The 15820-nt window shown below is 67.6% G+C and carries 12 protein-coding genes and 1 tRNA gene; 4 read left to right on the forward strand and 9 right to left on the reverse strand.

The genetic code is table 11. From position 1 onward, the window contains the following. The first annotated feature begins 28 nt into the window (after nt 1-28). Together infA and U5O44_RS19410 are read left to right on the forward strand one after the other, a co-directional pair. Nucleotides 29-289, forward strand: coding sequence for a translation initiation factor IF-1 (infA, locus tag U5O44_RS19405; RefSeq protein ID WP_322590035.1), 261 nt, complete (start codon nt 29-31; stop codon nt 287-289). A 221-nt stretch (nt 290-510) separates the two neighbouring features. After that, entirely contained in the window at nt 511-1356 is an 846-nt protein-coding gene (locus U5O44_RS19410; RefSeq protein ID WP_322590036.1) for a family 16 glycosylhydrolase, read from the forward strand. An 89-nt stretch (nt 1357-1445) separates the two neighbouring features. Here U5O44_RS19410 and U5O44_RS19415 read toward each other — a convergent pair. The 4 genes from U5O44_RS19415 to U5O44_RS19430 all read right to left on the reverse strand — a co-directional run bounded on the left by U5O44_RS19415 (nt 1446) and on the right by U5O44_RS19430 (nt 6404). Then, nucleotides 1446-1521 (reverse strand) — tRNA-Ala (locus U5O44_RS19415). A gap of 16 nt (nt 1522-1537) precedes the next feature. Further along, nucleotides 1538-2209 carry an electron transport complex subunit RsxB gene (rsxB, locus tag U5O44_RS19420; protein ID WP_322590037.1) on the reverse strand — a complete coding sequence of 224 codons (672 nt, stop codon included), beginning with the start codon at nt 2207-2209 and terminating at the stop codon, nt 1538-1540. A 100-nt stretch (nt 2210-2309) separates the two neighbouring features. Continuing rightward, complete coding sequence (locus U5O44_RS19425) at nt 2310-3647, reverse strand: polyhydroxyalkanoate depolymerase (RefSeq protein ID WP_322590038.1); 1338 nt, start codon at nt 3645-3647, stop codon at nt 2310-2312. A 306-nt stretch (nt 3648-3953) separates the two neighbouring features. Beyond that, nucleotides 3954-6404: a sodium-translocating pyrophosphatase gene (locus U5O44_RS19430; RefSeq protein WP_322590039.1), complete on the reverse strand. Its 2451-nt coding sequence runs from the start codon at nt 6402-6404 to the stop codon at nt 3954-3956. 269 nt (nt 6405-6673) lie between these two features. Here U5O44_RS19430 and ppa point away from each other — a divergent pair, with 269 nt between their 5' ends. Together ppa and U5O44_RS19440 are read left to right on the forward strand one after the other, a co-directional pair. Further along, a complete protein-coding gene (gene ppa / locus U5O44_RS19435; RefSeq protein ID WP_322590040.1) occupies nt 6674-7213 on the forward strand; it encodes an inorganic diphosphatase in 540 nt (179 codons plus the stop codon). Nucleotides 7214-7293: 80 nt separating this feature from the next. Next, a complete protein-coding gene (locus U5O44_RS19440; protein ID WP_322590041.1) occupies nt 7294-9078 on the forward strand; it encodes an ABC transporter ATP-binding protein/permease in 1785 nt (594 codons plus the stop codon). A 12-nt stretch (nt 9079-9090) separates the two neighbouring features. On the opposite strand, the gene tcuB is transcribed toward U5O44_RS19440, so the two are convergent. The 5 genes from tcuB to U5O44_RS19465 all read right to left on the reverse strand — a co-directional run bounded on the left by tcuB (nt 9091) and on the right by U5O44_RS19465 (nt 15804). Continuing rightward, on the reverse strand, nt 9091-10254 hold the full coding sequence (gene tcuB, locus U5O44_RS19445; protein WP_322590042.1) for a tricarballylate utilization 4Fe-4S protein TcuB: 1164 nt from the start codon (nt 10252-10254) through the stop codon (nt 9091-9093). Beyond that, the gene (gene tcuA, locus U5O44_RS19450) at nt 10241-11662 is read right to left on the reverse strand and encodes an FAD-dependent tricarballylate dehydrogenase TcuA (RefSeq protein ID WP_322590043.1); all 1422 of its coding nucleotides are present in this window, start codon (nt 11660-11662) and stop codon (nt 10241-10243) included. Before tcuA ends, tcuB begins: the two co-directional genes overlap by 14 nt. A gap of 19 nt (nt 11663-11681) precedes the next feature. Beyond that, a complete protein-coding gene (locus U5O44_RS19455) occupies nt 11682-12665 on the reverse strand; it encodes a Bug family tripartite tricarboxylate transporter substrate binding protein (protein ID WP_322590044.1) in 984 nt (327 codons plus the stop codon). Nucleotides 12666-12718: 53 nt separating this feature from the next. Beyond that, the gene (locus U5O44_RS19460; RefSeq protein WP_322590045.1) at nt 12719-14407 is read right to left on the reverse strand and encodes an SDR family oxidoreductase; all 1689 of its coding nucleotides are present in this window, start codon (nt 14405-14407) and stop codon (nt 12719-12721) included. Nucleotides 14408-14475: 68 nt separating this feature from the next. Beyond that, complete coding sequence (locus U5O44_RS19465) at nt 14476-15804, reverse strand: DUF1615 domain-containing protein (protein ID WP_322590046.1); 1329 nt, start codon at nt 15802-15804, stop codon at nt 14476-14478. Between the last annotated feature and the right edge of the window lie 16 nt (nt 15805-15820).

A 15820-nucleotide genomic window follows, 5' to 3' on the forward strand; every position in this document is an offset into this window, starting at 1 on the left:
ATTTCATCCATTTCACAGGAGGCCCCGTTTGGCCAAAGAAGAACTGATCGCCATGAATGGCAGCGTCACCGAGGTGCTCCCCGATTCGCGTTTTCGCGTGACCCTGGAGAACGGTCACCAACTGATCGCCTACACCTCCGGCAAGATGCGCAAGCACCACATCCGCATCCTTGCCGGGGATGCCGTGTCGCTGGAACTGTCGCCCTACGACATGTCGAAGGGCCGCATAACCTTCCGGCACATCGAGCGTCGTGGACCCATGCCGTCGCAAGGCGGCGCACGCCGCTGACGTCAGCGGGCCTTGTACAGGCCCGGGCACCAGGGTGCTCGCGGGAAATCTGGAACATTTGCGGTGTGAATTTTTCACATCAGTCAAGATTGCCGGCCTGAATGGGCGTGAAAGTCCCCGTTCGGGGGGGTGTGGAGCAGGCAGGCAATGCCTAGTCTTGGGGGTATCAGCACGGTCTGATTTTTTCAGATCGGTCAAAGTAACCCAGATCGCACCCACTCATGTCCATTTATCACCGCTCGTTCAAGTTGCTCGCTCTGGCCCTGCTCCCGGTGTCGGGACTGGTCCATGCGGGGGGCGCGTCCTTCTTTGACGGCTTCTCCAGCGAGGACACGGTCCGCTGGTCCCGGACCAACGGCGTGTATGCGGGCGAGCCCGTGAACAACGTCTGGCGCGCGGACCACATCGCCTTTGCGGCCGGTCAGCTGGAACTGCGCCTGAACACCCAGCCCTGTGCGACGGCGCCTGAACAGTGTGCCGGTCGCCCATCGGCTTCGGGGCAGCTTGTCAGCAATGACACCTACGGCTTCGGGCGCTACACCGCTGTGCTGAAGGCTGCATCCGGCAATGGCGTGGTCACGGACTTCATGAAGTACACCGGGACAGGCGTCGGTACACCAACCGATCTGGTCGGCATGCACATCCAGGGGGAGGATCCGACCCGCCTGCAGGTGAGCTATTTCCTGTCCGGCACAGGCGCCCAGTACCACACCGTGGACCTCGGTTTCAATGCTTCGGCAGGCCTGCATACCTACGCATTCGACTGGAATGCAGGGTCTCTGCGCTGGTACGTCGACAATGCGGAAGTGTTCAGTGTGTTCGGCGGCACGCTGCCGACGGCGGAAGGCTACATCGTGAGTGACGTCTGGGCGGCCACACCGAGCACCGCCTCCCTGTTTGGGTCCTATACCGGCGCGCCGACCCGGGCCTATTTCGATAGCATCGCGTTCGAGGCGATCGCGGCCCCTGTTCCAGAGCCGACGTCCCTGTTGATGCTCACCGCGGGTGCTGGCCTGCTGGCCTGGCGCCGTCGCCGCGAGGTTCGCGACACCACGCGCGCCGCCTGATACATCGGTCCACCACAACGCAAAAAGCCCTTGAGTTGCTGCTCAAGGGCTTTTTTGTATTTTGTATTGGCTTGCGTTGAACGTTGTGATGGTGGAGAGGAGGAGGATCGAACTCCCGACCTTCGCATTGCGAACGCGACGCTCTCCCAGCTGAGCTACCCCCCCGACACAACAGCCAAAACTATAGCACGGTTTTTGGCAGCCTCTGTTCCCGGGCACGTGCCAGTGCCGCTTCGATGACGGATCGCTTGCGCTCGACTTCTCCGGGAACCTCGGTGTGGCGTGTGAGTGCGTCCAGGTGTTCCAGCTTGTGGCGCGCCTTGTGTTCCATTTGCTCGGCATGCCGAACACCGGCACTGCTGCGCCGCTGGAGTCGATCGAGATAGCGTGTGCGGGCTTGCGAGGCTTGCTGCGCTGTCCAGGCCTGCCAGCCTGTGCGTCCGGGCGTGACGACTTCCAGCGAAATGCAGTCCACCGGGCACGCGGGCAGGCACAGCTCGCATCCCGTGCAGACCGATTCGAGCACCGTGTGCATCTGCTTGTGTGCGCCGATGATGCAGTCGACCGGACAGGCGCTGACACACAGCGTGCAGCCGATGCACCATTGCTCGTCGATGACGGCGACCGTCAAGGGCCCCTCGGTGCCGCAGGTCTCGTCCAGCGGCAGCGCAGCACGTCCGGTCAGCGCAGCCAGCCGGACCACGCCTTCCGTGCCGCCTGGCGGGCAGCGGTTGATGTCGGTCTGTCCCTCCGCGATGGCCTGGGCGTACGCACGGCAGTCCGGGTAGCCGCAGCGGGTGCACTGGGTTTGCGGCAGCAGGGCGTCAATCTGGTCGGCTAGGCTGGGATGCATGGGGCAGTGCCGCGCAGTCATCGCTGCGGCATGAAAAAAGCGGGGCCGGGAATTCCCGGCCCCGCATTGTGTCGCAGAGCGAATTGTCTTCGTGGTCGGATCAGCTGGTCGCGGTGGACTTCTTGCCCTTCGCTGGCGCTGCTGGCGCCGATGCGGCTGGGGCGGCGGCCATGGGCTCAGGCTCTGCCACCACGACGGGCTGCTGATGCTGCAGGATGAACTTGCGCACCTCCGGGTACGCCTTCTCGCGCCAGCGGCGGCCGGAGAAGATGCCGTAGTGACCAGCGCCCTGCACCAGATAGTGCTGGCGGCGGTCCTCGGGGATGCCGCTGCACAGCCCGTGTGCCGCTTCGGTCTGGCCGGCGCCGGAGATGTCGTCCAGCTCGCCTTCGACCGTCAGCAGTGCGGTGGTCTTGATGTCCTGCGGACGCACCAGTTCACCGTTGACGTTCCAGGTGCCGTACACCAGCGAGAAGTCCTGGAACACGGTGCGGATGGTCTGCAGGTAATAGTTGGCGTCCATGTCAAGGACGGCGTTGTACTCGTCGTAGAACTGGCGGTGCGACTCGGCGCTGTCGTCAGCGCCGCGCACCAGGTCGAGAAAGTAATCCCAGTGCGAATTGGCGTGGCGATCCGGGTTCATCGCGACGAAACCCGTGTGCTGCATGAAGCCGGGGTAGACGCGGCGGCCGGCGCCCGGGAAATTCTGTGGGACGCGGTAGATCACGTTCTGCTCGAACCAGTCGTGGCTGCGGTTCATCGCCAGGTTGTTCACCGCGGTCGGGCTCTTGCGGGCGTCGATCGGGCCGCCCATCATCGTCATCGTGCGTGGCGTGAACTCGCCACGCGAGGCCAGCAGCGAGATCGCGGCCAGCACCGGCACCGTCGGCTGGCACACCGAGATCACGTTCACTTCCGTGCCGAGCAGGCGGATGAAGTCCTGCACATAGCCGATGTAGTCGGCCAGGTGGAATTCACCGTCCGACAGCGGCACCATGCGGGCGTCGACCCAGTCGGTGATGTAGACCTTGTGGTCTTGCAGCAGCGTGCGCACGGTGTCGCGCAGCAATGTCGAGTGGTGGCCGGACAGGGGGGCCACGACCAGCACGATCGGCTGCGCACGCATGCGCTCCAGCATCTGCGCGTTGTCGGTGTAGCGCTTGAAGCGCAGCAGGCGGCAGAACGGCTTGGACTGGATCACCTGTTCCTGCACCGCGACGTCGATGCCGTCGACCTGGACCGAGTTGATGCCGAAGGCGGGCTTCTCGTATTCCTTGGTCAGGCGGTGCATCAGGTCAAAGCCGGCAGCCATCCGTTGCGAACCGGGGGCCTGGGCGAAAGGCGACAGCGGGTGGCTGTACAGCTTGCCGGTGGCGCTGGCGAATTCGGCAAACGGACTGAGCAACGCGCGTTGGGTTTCGTAGAGTTGGTAAAGCATTGCGATTCCTCTGACTACCGGGGGGCTTCGTCACCGAGAGGGTGGCGGGCGGTTATGTTGCAGTGCAGCATTGTATGCCTGCGCTGCTTTTTCGGAAGGATGAATCGCAAGTTGTCGTGAATCAAGCCGGCAAATCCCCAAGGTCGGTGCTGCCTGAGACTTGCTGTGCGCGGATCTGAAATCTCGGCGTCAGGAAGCGTGAACGAGGTGTCCCAGAATGAAGCAACCGCAGGCCAACAGGCCCGGCGGTGCGGCGAATCTGTTGGCTCGGTACTACACAGTTCAGCGCAGTTCAGGCGCTGGATCTCATTTCAGTGTCACCTCGACCCGGCGCGCCTCGGCCGCCGAGCCGCTGCCGGTGGATTCGGCCGGCTTGCTCAGCTCCACCTTCTCCTCGGCCACACCCAGTGCCTTGAGGGCATCGCGTACCGCGAAGGCGCGCTGCTTGGCCAGTTCGGCGTTCTGTGCCGGATCGCCGCTGGCGTCGTGGTAGCCGCTGACCACGGCGGTCTTGCCGTCACCGACCGCCTTGACCACATCGGTCAGTGCGGCCGGGGCGCCGTCCGCCAGTGCTGCAGCACCCGAAGCAAAGTAGAACTTCACGATGCCGTTCTCGACCTTGATCGAAGCCGCATCGGCCTCGGCCGCCACCGGTGCCGCGGCGACCGCGGGCGCTGCCTCCACCTTGGCGACCGGCGCCGAGCCCCCCGACAGCAGCGGCACGATCAGCAGCGCCACGATGTTGATGATCTTGATCAGCGGGTTGATGGCGGGGCCGGCGGTGTCCTTGTACGGGTCGCCCACGGTGTCGCCGGTGACGGCGGCCTTGTGCGCATCGCTGCCCTTGCCGCCGTGGTGGCCGTCCTCGATGTACTTCTTGGCGTTGTCCCAGGCGCCGCCGCCGGTGCACATCGAGATTGCCACGAACAGCCCCGTCACGATCGTGCCCATCAGCAGCCCGCCCAGCGCCGCCGGCCCGAGCAGCAGCCCCACCACCACCGGCACGACCACCGGCAGCAGACTCGGCACGATCATTTCCTTGATCGCCGCGCTCGTCAGCATGTCCACCGCGCGGCCGTACTCCGGCTTGGCAGTGCCCTGCATGATCCCGGGGATGTCGCGGAACTGCCGGCGCACCTCCTCGACCACGCTGCCCGCGGCACGGCCGACCGCTTCCATCGCCATCGCGCCGAACAGGTAGGGGATCAGGCCGCCGATGAACAGCCCCACGATCACCATGTGGTTGGACAGGTCGAAGCTGATGTGCAGCCCGCGCGCTTCGAGCGCGTGCGTGTAGTCGGCGAACAGCACCAGCGCCGCCAGACCGGCCGAGCCGATCGCATAGCCCTTGGTGACCGCCTTGGTCGTGTTGCCGACGGCGTCGAGCGGGTCGGTGATGTCGCGCACCGACTTGGGCATCTCGGCCATTTCGGCGATGCCGCCGGCGTTGTCGGTGATCGGGCCGTAGGCGTCCAGGGCCACGACGATGCCGGCCATGCTCAGCATCGAGGTCGCGGCGATGGCGATGCCGTACAGGCCGCCCAGTTGAAACGCCGCCAGGATCGCCAGGCACACGAACAGCACCGGCCACGCCGTCGAGCGCATCGACACGCCGAGGCCGGCGATGACGTTGGTGCCGTGGCCGGTGGTGGAGGCCTGGGCGACGTGCTGCACCGGGGGGTATTGCGTGCCGGTGTAGTACTCGGTGATCCAGACCATCGCCGCGGTCAGCAGCAGGCCGACGACGCAGGCGCCGAACAGCCGCATCTGCGCGCCCGTGCCGCCCAGCGCGTTGTCGGGGACAACCGCGACGGTGACGAAGTAGAACGCCACCAGCGACAGCACGCCCGCGACGATCAGTCCCTTGTAGAGCGCGGGCATCACGTTCTTCATGCCCGGACTGGCCTTGACGACGCTGCAGCCGATGATCGACGCGATGATCGACACGCCGCCCAGCAGCAGCGGATACACCACCGCCGCCATCGGTGCGGCCGTCACCAGCAGCGCGCCCAGCACCATCGTGGCGATCAGCGTCACCGCATAGGTCTCGAACAGGTCGGCGGCCATGCCGGCGCAGTCGCCGACGTTGTCGCCCACGTTGTCGGCGATGACCGCCGGGTTGCGCGGGTCGTCCTCGGGGATGCCGGCCTCGACCTTGCCCACCAGATCGGCGCCGACGTCGGCGCCCTTGGTGAAGATGCCGCCGCCGAGCCGGGCGAAGATCGAGATCAGCGACGCGCCGAAGGCCAGCCCCATCAGCGGCTTCAGCGCCGTGGACAGCCCGGCTGCGTCGGACGTGGCCCCGGCGGTCAGCACCCAGAACACGATGCCCACGCCCAGCAGCCCGAGCCCGACCACCAGCATCCCGGTGATCGCACCGCCCTTGAACGCGACGTTCAGCGCCTCGTTCATGCCCTTGGTGGCGGCCTGCGCGGTGCGGACGTTGGCCCGCACCGACACGTTCATGCCGATGAACCCGCAGGCCCCCGACAGCAGCGCGCCGATGACAAACGCCACGGCCGTCGGCAGGCCGATGAACAGCCCGATCAGCACCGCCAGCACCACCCCGACGATGGCGATGGTGCGGTACTGGCGGGCGAGGTAGGCGGCGGCACCTTGCTGGATCGCGGCGGCGATCTCCTGCATGCGGGCGTTGCCCGCGTCCTGTTTGAGGATCCAGCTTCGGGTGAGGAAGCCGTACAGCACAGCCGCCAGGCCGCACAACAGCGCTGCAATGAGCGCGGTGGTCATGGACATCGGAGTCTCCTTCCTCGTGGGGTGGGTCGTCGAACTCTGCAATCTCTGCACGGGATGTCATTCGCCGAGGGCCGGCGCCTGCGGGCATCGTAGAAGAAGTAAATCGTTAAAACAATCACGCCAGCATGGTGTTTTCCAGCACGGCCCGCACGATTTCGGGGCGGTGTGTTGGTCAACGGTCACCGCAGATCGCTCGCCGCGCAAGGTCGGTGCAAGCGCGCCCCGTAGAATCCCGGGCATTGTTCGTCCCCACTCGGAAAAACTCCCACATGAGCCTGCACAACGTCACCCCCGGCGCGAAAGCCCCCGAGCAATTCAACGTCGTCATCGAGATCCCGATGAACGCCGATCCGATCAAGTACGAAGTGGACAAGGAGAGCGGCGCGCTGTTCGTCGACCGCTTCATGACGACCGCGATGCACTATCCGTGCAACTACGGCTACATCCCGCGCACGCTGGCCGATGACGGCGATCCGGTGGATGTGCTGGTGATCACGCCGTTCGCCCTGACCCCGGGCGTGGTCGTGACCTGTCGCGCCATCGGCGTGCTGCAGATGGACGACGAAGCGGGCGGCGACGCCAAGCTGCTGGCCGTGCCGATCGACAAGATCCTGCCGATCTACACCCACTGGCAGAAGCCGGAAGACATCAACCAGATGCGCCTGAAGGCCATCCAGCACTTCTTCGAGCACTACAAGGACCTGGAGCCGAACAAGTGGGTCAAGGTCAAGGGCTGGGAAGGCCCGGACGCAGCCAAGGCCGAGATCGTCAACGGCATGGCCGCCTACGAGAAGGCCAACGCCGCCTGATCCGGGAAGCCCCGCGAGACAGGAAGGAGCCGGGTACGGCTCCTTTTTTTTCGTCCACGGATCGCCCGTAGACTATCGGGATGAACTGGAACCAAGAGCTTCTCAACAGCGCCATCTGGCTCGGCAAGACCTTTGCCATCACGCTGGTGGTCTTTGTGCTCGTGATGGCGGCGCTGGCGCGCTGGACAGTCTGGGGGCGGCAGTTCTGGTCGCTCAGCGGCGCCTACTTCTCGCCGAAACGGAGCTGGCGGCCGCTGCTGGGGGTGGCGCTGCTGCTGCTGTTCACGCTGTTCTCGGTGCGCATGAACGTGCTGTTCTCGTACTGGTACAACGATTTCTACAGCGCGCTGCAGGCGCTCGACCAGCCCAAGTTCTGGTTCAGCCTCAACCTGTTCGGCATCCTGGCGGCGATCCACGTGGTCCGCGCGCTGGTGACGTCCTACCTCCGCAGCGCCTTCACCATCCACTGGCGCCAGTGGCTCAACGACCGCACGGTGTCCGAGTGGCTCGGCGGGCAGTCCTATTACCTCGGTCGCTTCGCCGAGCCGTCGGTGGACAACCCCGACCAGCGCATCCAGCAGGACGTGACCTCGCTCATCACCACCACGCTGACGCTGGCGCTCGGGCTGGTCAGCGCCGTGGTGTCGATGTACGAGTTCACCGGCATCCTGTGGAACCTGTCGGCGTCGATGACGGTGTTCGGCACCGAGGTGCCGCGTGCGATGGTATTCCTCGTCTATGTCTACGTGATTGCGGCGTCGGTGTTCGCCTTCCGGATCGGCCGGCCGCTGATCGAGCTGAACTTCCTCAACGAGAAGTTCACCGCCAACTACCGCTACCTGCTGGTGCGCATGCGCGAATACGGCGAGAGCATCGCCCTGTACCGCGGCGAGGCGGTGGAGCGCCGGGGCCTGCTGAAGAGCTTCACGGCGGTGATCGGCAATGCCTGGGACACCCTGTGGCGCTCGCTCAAGCTCGACGGCTACAACCTCGTCATCAGCCAGATCGCGGTGATCTTCCCCTTCATCATCCAGGCGCCGCGGCTGTTCGCCGGCACCATCAAGCTCGGCGACGTGATGCAGACCAGCCAGGCCTTCGGGCAGGTGGAGGATGCGCTGTCCTTCTTCCGCAGCTCCTATGACAGCTTCGCGGGCTACCGCGCGGTACTGGACCGGCTGAGCGGCTTCGAGCAGAACGTGGCGGCGTCGGCGAAGCTGTCGCTGCCGGTGGTCAAGGAGAACGCCTCGGCCCTGGTGACCCGTGACCTGACGGTGAATCGCCCGGATGGCCGAGCGCTGCTGACTGACCTGAACCTGACGCTGGCGGCCGGGCAGGCGCTGCTGATCCGCGGCCCGTCCGGCTCGGGCAAGACGACGCTGCTGCGCACGCTGGCCGGGCTGTGGCCGTTCTCGACCGGCGAATCGGAGCGCCCGACCGGCGCGGCCAGCCTGTTCCTGTCGCAGCGGCCGTACCTGCCGGTGGGCAGCCTGCGGGCGGCGCTGGCCTATCCGGCGGACACGGTGGCGGATGACGTGGCGCGGCAGGTGCTGACCCAGGTGCAGCTCGGCCAGCTCATCGACCAGCTCGACGTCGTGCAGGACTGGTCCCAGGTGCTCTCGCCGGGCGAGCAGCAGCGGCTGGCCTTCGGGCGGGCGCTGGCGAACCGGCCGGCGATCATCTTCCTCGACGAGGCCACCTCGGCCACCGACGCCGGACTGGAGCACGCCCTCTACGGCCTGTTGCGCACCCACCTGCCGGCGGCCATCCTCGTGAGCATCGGCCATCGGCAGACGCTGGCCGGGTTCCATGACCAGGCGCTCACCTTCACGGGCGAGGGGCGCTGGGTGTTGGAGCCGGTGGGCTGAACCCGGGGCGGGTCAGTCCTCGCCCAGCCCGAGCGTGTTCGGCTGCCGCTTCTCGATGGCGTATTTGAGCAGCGCGGCAGTCCGGTACACCCCATGCGCGAACTTGCCATACGGCATCGTCGCAAAGAACGCCATCACCACCCCGAGGTGGACCGCCAGCAGCGCGGCCATCGCCCCTGTGTCGCGCCCGACCAGCAGCGCCAGCCCCGTCAGGCTGACGAGGAACAGCAGCACGAGGAAACCCCGGTCCATCGGCCGCTGCGCCGGGTCGCCGTGCAGCGGGTCGCGCCGCAGGTTCAGCCACAGCAGCCCCGCCGGCCCGACCAGCAGCCCGATCCCGCCCAGCGTGCCCAGCAGCACCGGCAGGCTGGTGAGCGGGTAGGGCGCCTGCAGCCCGAGCAGGTAGTGGTAGAGCGTCGCCACGCTGGTCGAGGCAAAACACAGCAGGAAACCGTAGAACGTGGCGTGGTGCCAGCGGCGGCGCCACAGCGTGAAGCGGTCGTCGTCGTTGTTGCAGCCTTGGCCGTGCCCGCCGTCCAGGTATTTCAGCCGCAGCGCATCGTGTGTGGCCTCGGCCACCGCCGCGCCACTCGCTGCCCCCGGTGACACGCCGCGCCAGAAGCGCCGCACCCCCATCGCCAGCGTCAGCACCGCCCAGCCGAACACCGGCGCGAACATGCCCACCAGCAGGTTGTGCGGGAACACGGCGTAGAAGTTGCCCGCCATCGGCGCATGCCAGAGGCCGCCGGTCATCGCCAGCACCATCACCAGGAACAGCGCGAGCCCGCCCGCCAGCGCCAGTGCCACCGTCAGCCCGCTGCGCTGGTAGAGCGCGCCCAGCGCAGGTGGCCAGGCGTGGTCGGCGTAGGTCTGCACGCGCAGCTCGGCCATCGCCTTCGGCACGTTCAGCGCGAATTCGTGCGGCGGCGCGTACTGGCAGGCGTGCAGGCAGGCGCCGCAGTTGTGGCAGAGGTTGGCGAGGTAGTGCGCGTCTGTCGGCGTGAAGTCGAGCCGCCGCGTCATCGCCGGGAACACCGCGCAGAAGCCCTCGCAGTAGCGGCAGGCGTTGCAGATGCCCATCACGCGCGCCACCTCGTCGGTCTGCGGCGTGGCGGGGACGAACTCGCCGCGCCCGAGCGCCAGCGCGTCGCGGGTCAGCGCTTCAAGCGTCTGCATGGACGGCTCCTTTGCGCTGCCCCAGTCCGGCCAGCGCGCTGCGGGCCGCGGAGGTGCCGGCGATGCGACCGAAGGCCGTGCCGATCGACATGCCCACGCCGGCCGTGTAGCCCTGGCCGAGCACGTTGCCGGCCATCATCTCGCCGGCCACGAACAGGTTGTCGCTCGGCCGACCACCAAAATGCACCGCGGCCTGGTCGTCGGTCTTCAGCCCGAGGTAGGTGAAGGTGACGCCGGGGCGCAGCGTGTAGCCGTAGAACGGCGGCGTGTCGATCGGCCGCGCCCAGTGGGTCTTGGCGGGGGCGACGCCGTCGGTGTGGCAGTCGTCGAGCCGGGTGTGGTCGAAGGTGCCGACGCGGCAGGCGCGGTTGTAGTCGTCGAGGGTCTGCATGAAGGTGGCTTCGTCCAGGCCGAGCTGGCGGGCGAGGTCGGGCAGGGTGTCGGCTTTCTTGCCGGGGAACACTGGGGGCATGAACCGCCCGAGCGCCTTGGCGTCGATCACGCAGTGGCCGACCTGGCCCGGCTGCTGGGCGACGAGGCGGCCCCAGATCGCGTAGCGCTTGGGCCAGAAGTCCTCGCCCTCGTCGTAGAAGCGCCGCGCCTCGCGGTTGACGACCACGCCCAGCGACACGCAGTCGATGCGCGTGCAGATGCCGCCGTCGTAGAGCGGGGCGCGGGCGTCGATGGCGACCATGTGCGCCTGCGTGGCGTCGCCGATCGGGTCCGCGCCGTGGGCGAGCATCTCGCGCAGCAGCGTGCCCTGGTTGAAGCGGGTGCCGCGGATCAGGAAGTTGTCTGCCGGCCATTCGCCGCGCGCGTTCTGGCCCCACGCCTCGCGCAGCCAGCCCCGGTCCGACTCGAAGCCGCCGCACGCCAGCACGCACGACCGCGCCGTGATGCGCTCGTCGCCGACCCAGGCCGCAGCGAAGCGGTCACCGTCCAGCTCGATCCGGTCCACCGGCGCCTCGTAGCGGATCTGTACGCCCAGCCGCTCGGCGCTGCGGTAGTAGGCATTCACCAGCGCCTTGCCGCCACCCATGAAGAAGGCGTTGGTGCGCGCCGTGTGCAGCGCCCCCGACAGCGAGGGCTGGAAATGCACCCCGTGCGAGCGCATCCAGTCGCGGCAGTTCGACGAGGCGCGGATCACCAGCCGGGCGAGGTGTTCGTCGGTCTTGCCGGCGGTGACCTTCAGCAGGTCTTGCCAGAACTCCTCTTCCGGGTAGGCCTCGACCAGCACGTCCTGCGGCGCGTCGTGCATGCAGCGCAGGTTGCGGGTGTGGCTGGAGTTGCCGCCACGCAGCGCGCGTGGAGCGGCTTCGAGCAGCAGCACCGACGCCCCGGCTTCGCGTGCCATCAGCGCGGCACACAGCGCGGCGTTGCCGCCGCCGATCACGAGCACATCGACCATCGTGGGCATCCGTTGCGTTTCAGTCGGCCTTGATGCTGGCGCGCTTGACGATCTCTTTCCAGATCTTCTGCTGCTGCGCGATGTAGGCCGCGAATTCGCTGGAGGGTCCGCCGCCACCCGTCGCACCATCGGCGGTGAACCGCTCGGTCACCGAGTTCGACTTCAGCGCCTTCAGCGATTCCTCCTGGAGCTTCTTCACGACGTCGGCAGGGGTGCCGGCGGGCGCCAGGATGCCGTACCACTGCGAAGTCTCGAAGTCCTTGAAGCCCATTTCGGCCACGGTCGGCACGTCTGGCAATGCCGCCAGCCGCTGCGGCGTGCCGACGGCGATGGCGCGCAGCTTGCCCGACTTGATGTGCGGCAGCATCGCGGGCAGCCCGGCCGAACTGGCCTGCGTGCGCCCGGCGAGCAGATCGGTGAGCTGCTGGCCGGTGCCGCGGTAGGGGATGTGGGTGATGAACATGCCCGTGACCAGCTTCAGGTACTCCATCGCCAGGTGCCCCGCGCTGGCGTTGCCGGCCGAGCCGTAGTTGAGCTGGCCGGGGTTCTTCTTCACGTAGGCGACGAACTCCTTGAAGTCCTTGGCCGGCACGTCCGGGTGGACCACGAACAGATTGGGCACCTTGGCCAGCAGCGTGACCGGGATGAAATCCTTGTTCACGTCATAGGGCTGGTTCGGGAAGATGTACGGGTTCACCGCCAGCGAGCCGACGTGGCCGAGGATGATCGTGTGGCCGTCCGGCGTGGCCTTGGCGACCTCCTGCATCGCCGGGATGCCGGCGCCGCCGCCCTTGTTGTCCACGAACACGGTCTGGCCGAGCTGCTTCGTCAGTTCGTGGGCGACGGTGCGCGCGACGATCTCCGAGGTGCCACCGGGTGCGAACGGCACGACGAAGCGGACCGATTGCTTCGGCCAGCCCGAGGCGGTGGCCTGCGCCGTGGCGAGCCCGGGCAGGGCGAGTGCCGCGGTGGCGGACAGGAAGTGGCGGCGGTCGATGGTCATGGCTTGTCTCCTCGTTGTCGTGGGGCGGTCCAGTGTCTGGGGCCCGGCTCGGTTCAGAACTGGTAGCGGCGCAGGCCCCCGTCGACCGGGATCACCGTGCCGGTGATGTAGCTCGCCAGCGGGCTGCTCAGGAAGCACACCAGGTTCGCCAGGTCTTCCGGCTCGCCGTAGCGGCCCGCGGGAATTTCGTTCTCGCACTGCCACTGCCGGTACTCGGGCGTGTAATTGCGGAAGATCTGTTCGGAATGGATGCGCCCTGGCGGGATGCAGTTCACCGTGATGCCGTGCGGGCCGACCATGCGGCTCAGGCCCTTTGCCCAGCTGTGCATCCCGGCTTTTGCGCAGAAGGCGCCGTTGATGTGCTCCGGCTCGCTCTTGCCCGTGATGTTGATGATCCGGCCCCAGCGGCCGGCGATCATCTGGTCGATCAGCGCGTCGCCGAGCTGGCGCGGGCGGTGGAAGTTCAGCGTGATCGCCTCCTGCCACTGCTCCTCGCTGACGCGCAGCTCCTTGAAGCTGCGCGAGCCACCGGCGTTGTTGACGAGGATGTCCACGCGGCCGAGCCCGGCCACCGCGGCGTCGGCGATGCGGCGCGCGGCGTCCTCGGCGTACATGTCCTGCTCGATCAGTACGTCGTCCGGCCCGAGCAACTCCAGGCTGCGTGACCCCCAGTTCAACACCGAGCTTCGCACCGTCATCTTGCGGACCTGCTCGGGCTGGTGGTGGGCGATGGCCTCGGCCGCGAACCGGGACATGAAGCTGGACTTGAGCACCGCCCGGGCCCTGTCGACGCCGACCTCTTCGTACGGCACCGAGGTGAGCAGCAGAAAGCCATCGTCCGGGATGCGGCCGGCACGCATGTTGGCGCGGATGATGCCGGCGGCCTGCAGGATCGGACCTTCGAGGTTGGGGCTGTAGGGGCCGATGATCAGGGCCAGGTTCGGGGTGTGCAGCCAGTCGAAGCCGCGGCCGAGGCAGATCACCCACTCCCGGTGCTCGATGTCGAGGGTGCGGACCCGGCCACGCAGCGTGTGGATGTGGGCCAGGTTGCCGCGCAGCAGCGGCAGCAAGTCGTCGCGCATCCGCGTCGGCATGTCGGGCAGCAGTGCCGCGAGGTGGCGGGGCAGGTGCTCGGTCTCGTCGGGGTGCAGGTCGGCCATGGACAAGGTGCGTCCGTCCGGGGCGTGCAGCATCAGCGCATCCTCATCGGTCTCGAAACCGCAGACCAGCGGATAGACCGTGATGCCGGCCGATCCCGCACCACCGAACAGGATCTGCACCTGGTCGCGGATGCGGAAGGTGTGGGCGCGGGCGTCCTGCGTGCGGTAGTGGAAGCCGGCGCAGCCCCGCCCGGGGTCGCCCTTGGAGTAGTGGTAGGTGATCATCATCAGCATCTGCCGACCCGTGGCGACCACCTTGCTGACGTGGCCGACCAGGGTTTCGCCCAGGTGAGGCCAGCCCAGATCGAACATGCCACCGAGGTTGCGAAAGGGCTGGATGATGCCCGGCGGAGACTGGGTGGCCACCGAGATGTTGATCCGTCCGTCCATGCACTTGAGCACCGTGATGGCGGTCGGGTGCCGGGCCAGATGACACTGGCGTGCCAGCCATGAACCCGACGATGCGTAGTCGCGTGCATGGCGGCGCGCAAGCTCGAAGAGCCAGTCGATGCGCTGCGCGATCGGAGAGCGGGTGATGTCGCCGGTGTCGGCTGCGGAGGGTGGGGGGTCGGAGTGCTCCATGCCGTCAGCATGCGCGCCCGGGGGCAGGGTCGGCAAGGGCTATCCGGGATAGTCCTTGCACGCCCTTGTCAGGGCCGCGGATCGCTGGCTGGCGACATCGCCGACAGCGCCGCGTCCCGCGCCAGACAGGTGCGATACCGTGCCTCGCAGCGGTCCGCGAACCACGCGGTCGTCAGCTTGCGCGTGATCTTCGGGCTGTTCAGGTCGATGTCGGGCAACTGCTCACGGGCGGGTTTCAAGCCGCGCCTGTCGGCGAGCTGGTAGAGGCGCCGGTAGGTCGGCGACTGCTCGAACTCGAAGCGTTTCTCCAGCCGCAGATCCCGCTCGATCTGCGCGGCGTTCACGCCCAGCTCGGCCTGCAGCGCCAGCAGTGCGCGCCACGCCTGGCTCGGCTCGGTGCGTGGTGACACCGGCTCGCCGCCCTTGTAGCGCAGCAGGTCGCCGTCCGGGTCGAGCTTCTGGCCAGTCAACTGGGTCAGCAGCGACTGCACGGCGGCGTTGCGGCTGCTGTAGCGGCCGGCGTTGTAGTCGGCGAAGCGGTAGAGCATGCGGTTGTACGACACGGGGTAGTCCAGCAGCATCGCCGCGCCGAAATACAGCCCGCCGCGGCGCTTGAAGACCTCTTCGCGTGGCGTGCCGGCCGGCCGCCACGGGTAGGGCCGGTCGCGCATCAGCTCGGTGGCGAAGGCGACGCTGACCTGGGTGGAGCCGCCCGTGCGCACCGGGTTCTGGCCACCGACGAGCTGTGCGCCCATCGGGATCTCGCGGATCATGTCCTCGTAGAGCATCGACAGCTCGCGCTCCGTGCGCAGGCGGTCGAGCCGCTGCTGGTAGGTGCGGCCATCCGGCGAGGTCTTCGACAGCGCCAGGTCCATCACGGCTTTCGGGATGCCGAAGCGTGCCCGTTTCTTGTCGAGTTCGGCTTTGGCGATTGTCGACAGGTTGGTCACCGGTGGATCGGCCTGCCAGGTCGATTCCTGCTCGATCACGGCGGCCAGCGCGCAGACCTTGTGCGCCTGCGCCGGAATGGACAGCGCGGCGAAGGCGGTGGCGATGTCGTCAGCCCAGGCGCTGCGGTCGGGGATGTTCGGCGGCAGCACGCGCAGCGCGACGGCCCGCACCTCAGCGGCGCTGACCGGCGGAGGCGCGGGCGGCGGAGGGGGCGCCGGGGGCAGTGGCGGCAGGGCAGGCGGTGGCGGCGGCACGGGGGCGGGCAGCGGCAGCGGGGCAGGGGCCGGCGTCGTGGACGGCGCAGGTGACGGCACCGGCGTGGACGGCAGCGTGATCACCGGCGCGGGCGCGGGGGCCGGCGGCAGGCGGTCGCTGGGCAGCGTCGTGCAGGCGGCCAGGGTGGCCATCACGGGGGCGAGGGCGGCGAGGCGCAGAGGGCGTGTCATGGGCGGCGATTATCCG

It is taken from the genome of Sphaerotilus sp. (genome assembly GCF_034519685.1).
Classification (GTDB): domain Bacteria; phylum Pseudomonadota; class Gammaproteobacteria; order Burkholderiales; family Burkholderiaceae_C; genus Sphaerotilus.

Coding starts and splice junctions, on each gene's coding strand:
- U5O44_RS19410 (WP_322590036.1), top strand. CDS start 511: ATGTCCATTTATCACCGCTCGTTCAAGTTGCTCGCTCTGGCCCTGCTC.
- rsxB (WP_322590037.1), bottom strand. CDS start 2,209: ATGCATCCCAGCCTAGCCGACCAGATTGACGCCCTGCTGCCGCAAACC.
- U5O44_RS19425 (WP_322590038.1), bottom strand. CDS start 3,647: ATGCTTTACCAACTCTACGAAACCCAACGCGCGTTGCTCAGTCCGTTT.
- U5O44_RS19430 (WP_322590039.1), bottom strand. CDS start 6,404: ATGTCCATGACCACCGCGCTCATTGCAGCGCTGTTGTGCGGCCTGGCG.
- ppa (WP_322590040.1), top strand. CDS start 6,674: ATGAGCCTGCACAACGTCACCCCCGGCGCGAAAGCCCCCGAGCAATTC.
- U5O44_RS19440 (WP_322590041.1), top strand. CDS start 7,294: ATGAACTGGAACCAAGAGCTTCTCAACAGCGCCATCTGGCTCGGCAAG.
- tcuB (WP_322590042.1), bottom strand. CDS start 10,254: ATGCAGACGCTTGAAGCGCTGACCCGCGACGCGCTGGCGCTCGGGCGC.
- tcuA (WP_322590043.1), bottom strand. CDS start 11,662: ATGGTCGATGTGCTCGTGATCGGCGGCGGCAACGCCGCGCTGTGTGCC.
- U5O44_RS19455 (WP_322590044.1), bottom strand. CDS start 12,665: ATGACCATCGACCGCCGCCACTTCCTGTCCGCCACCGCGGCACTCGCC.
- U5O44_RS19460 (WP_322590045.1), bottom strand. CDS start 14,407: ATGGAGCACTCCGACCCCCCACCCTCCGCAGCCGACACCGGCGACATC.
- U5O44_RS19465 (WP_322590046.1), bottom strand. CDS start 15,804: ATGACACGCCCTCTGCGCCTCGCCGCCCTCGCCCCCGTGATGGCCACC.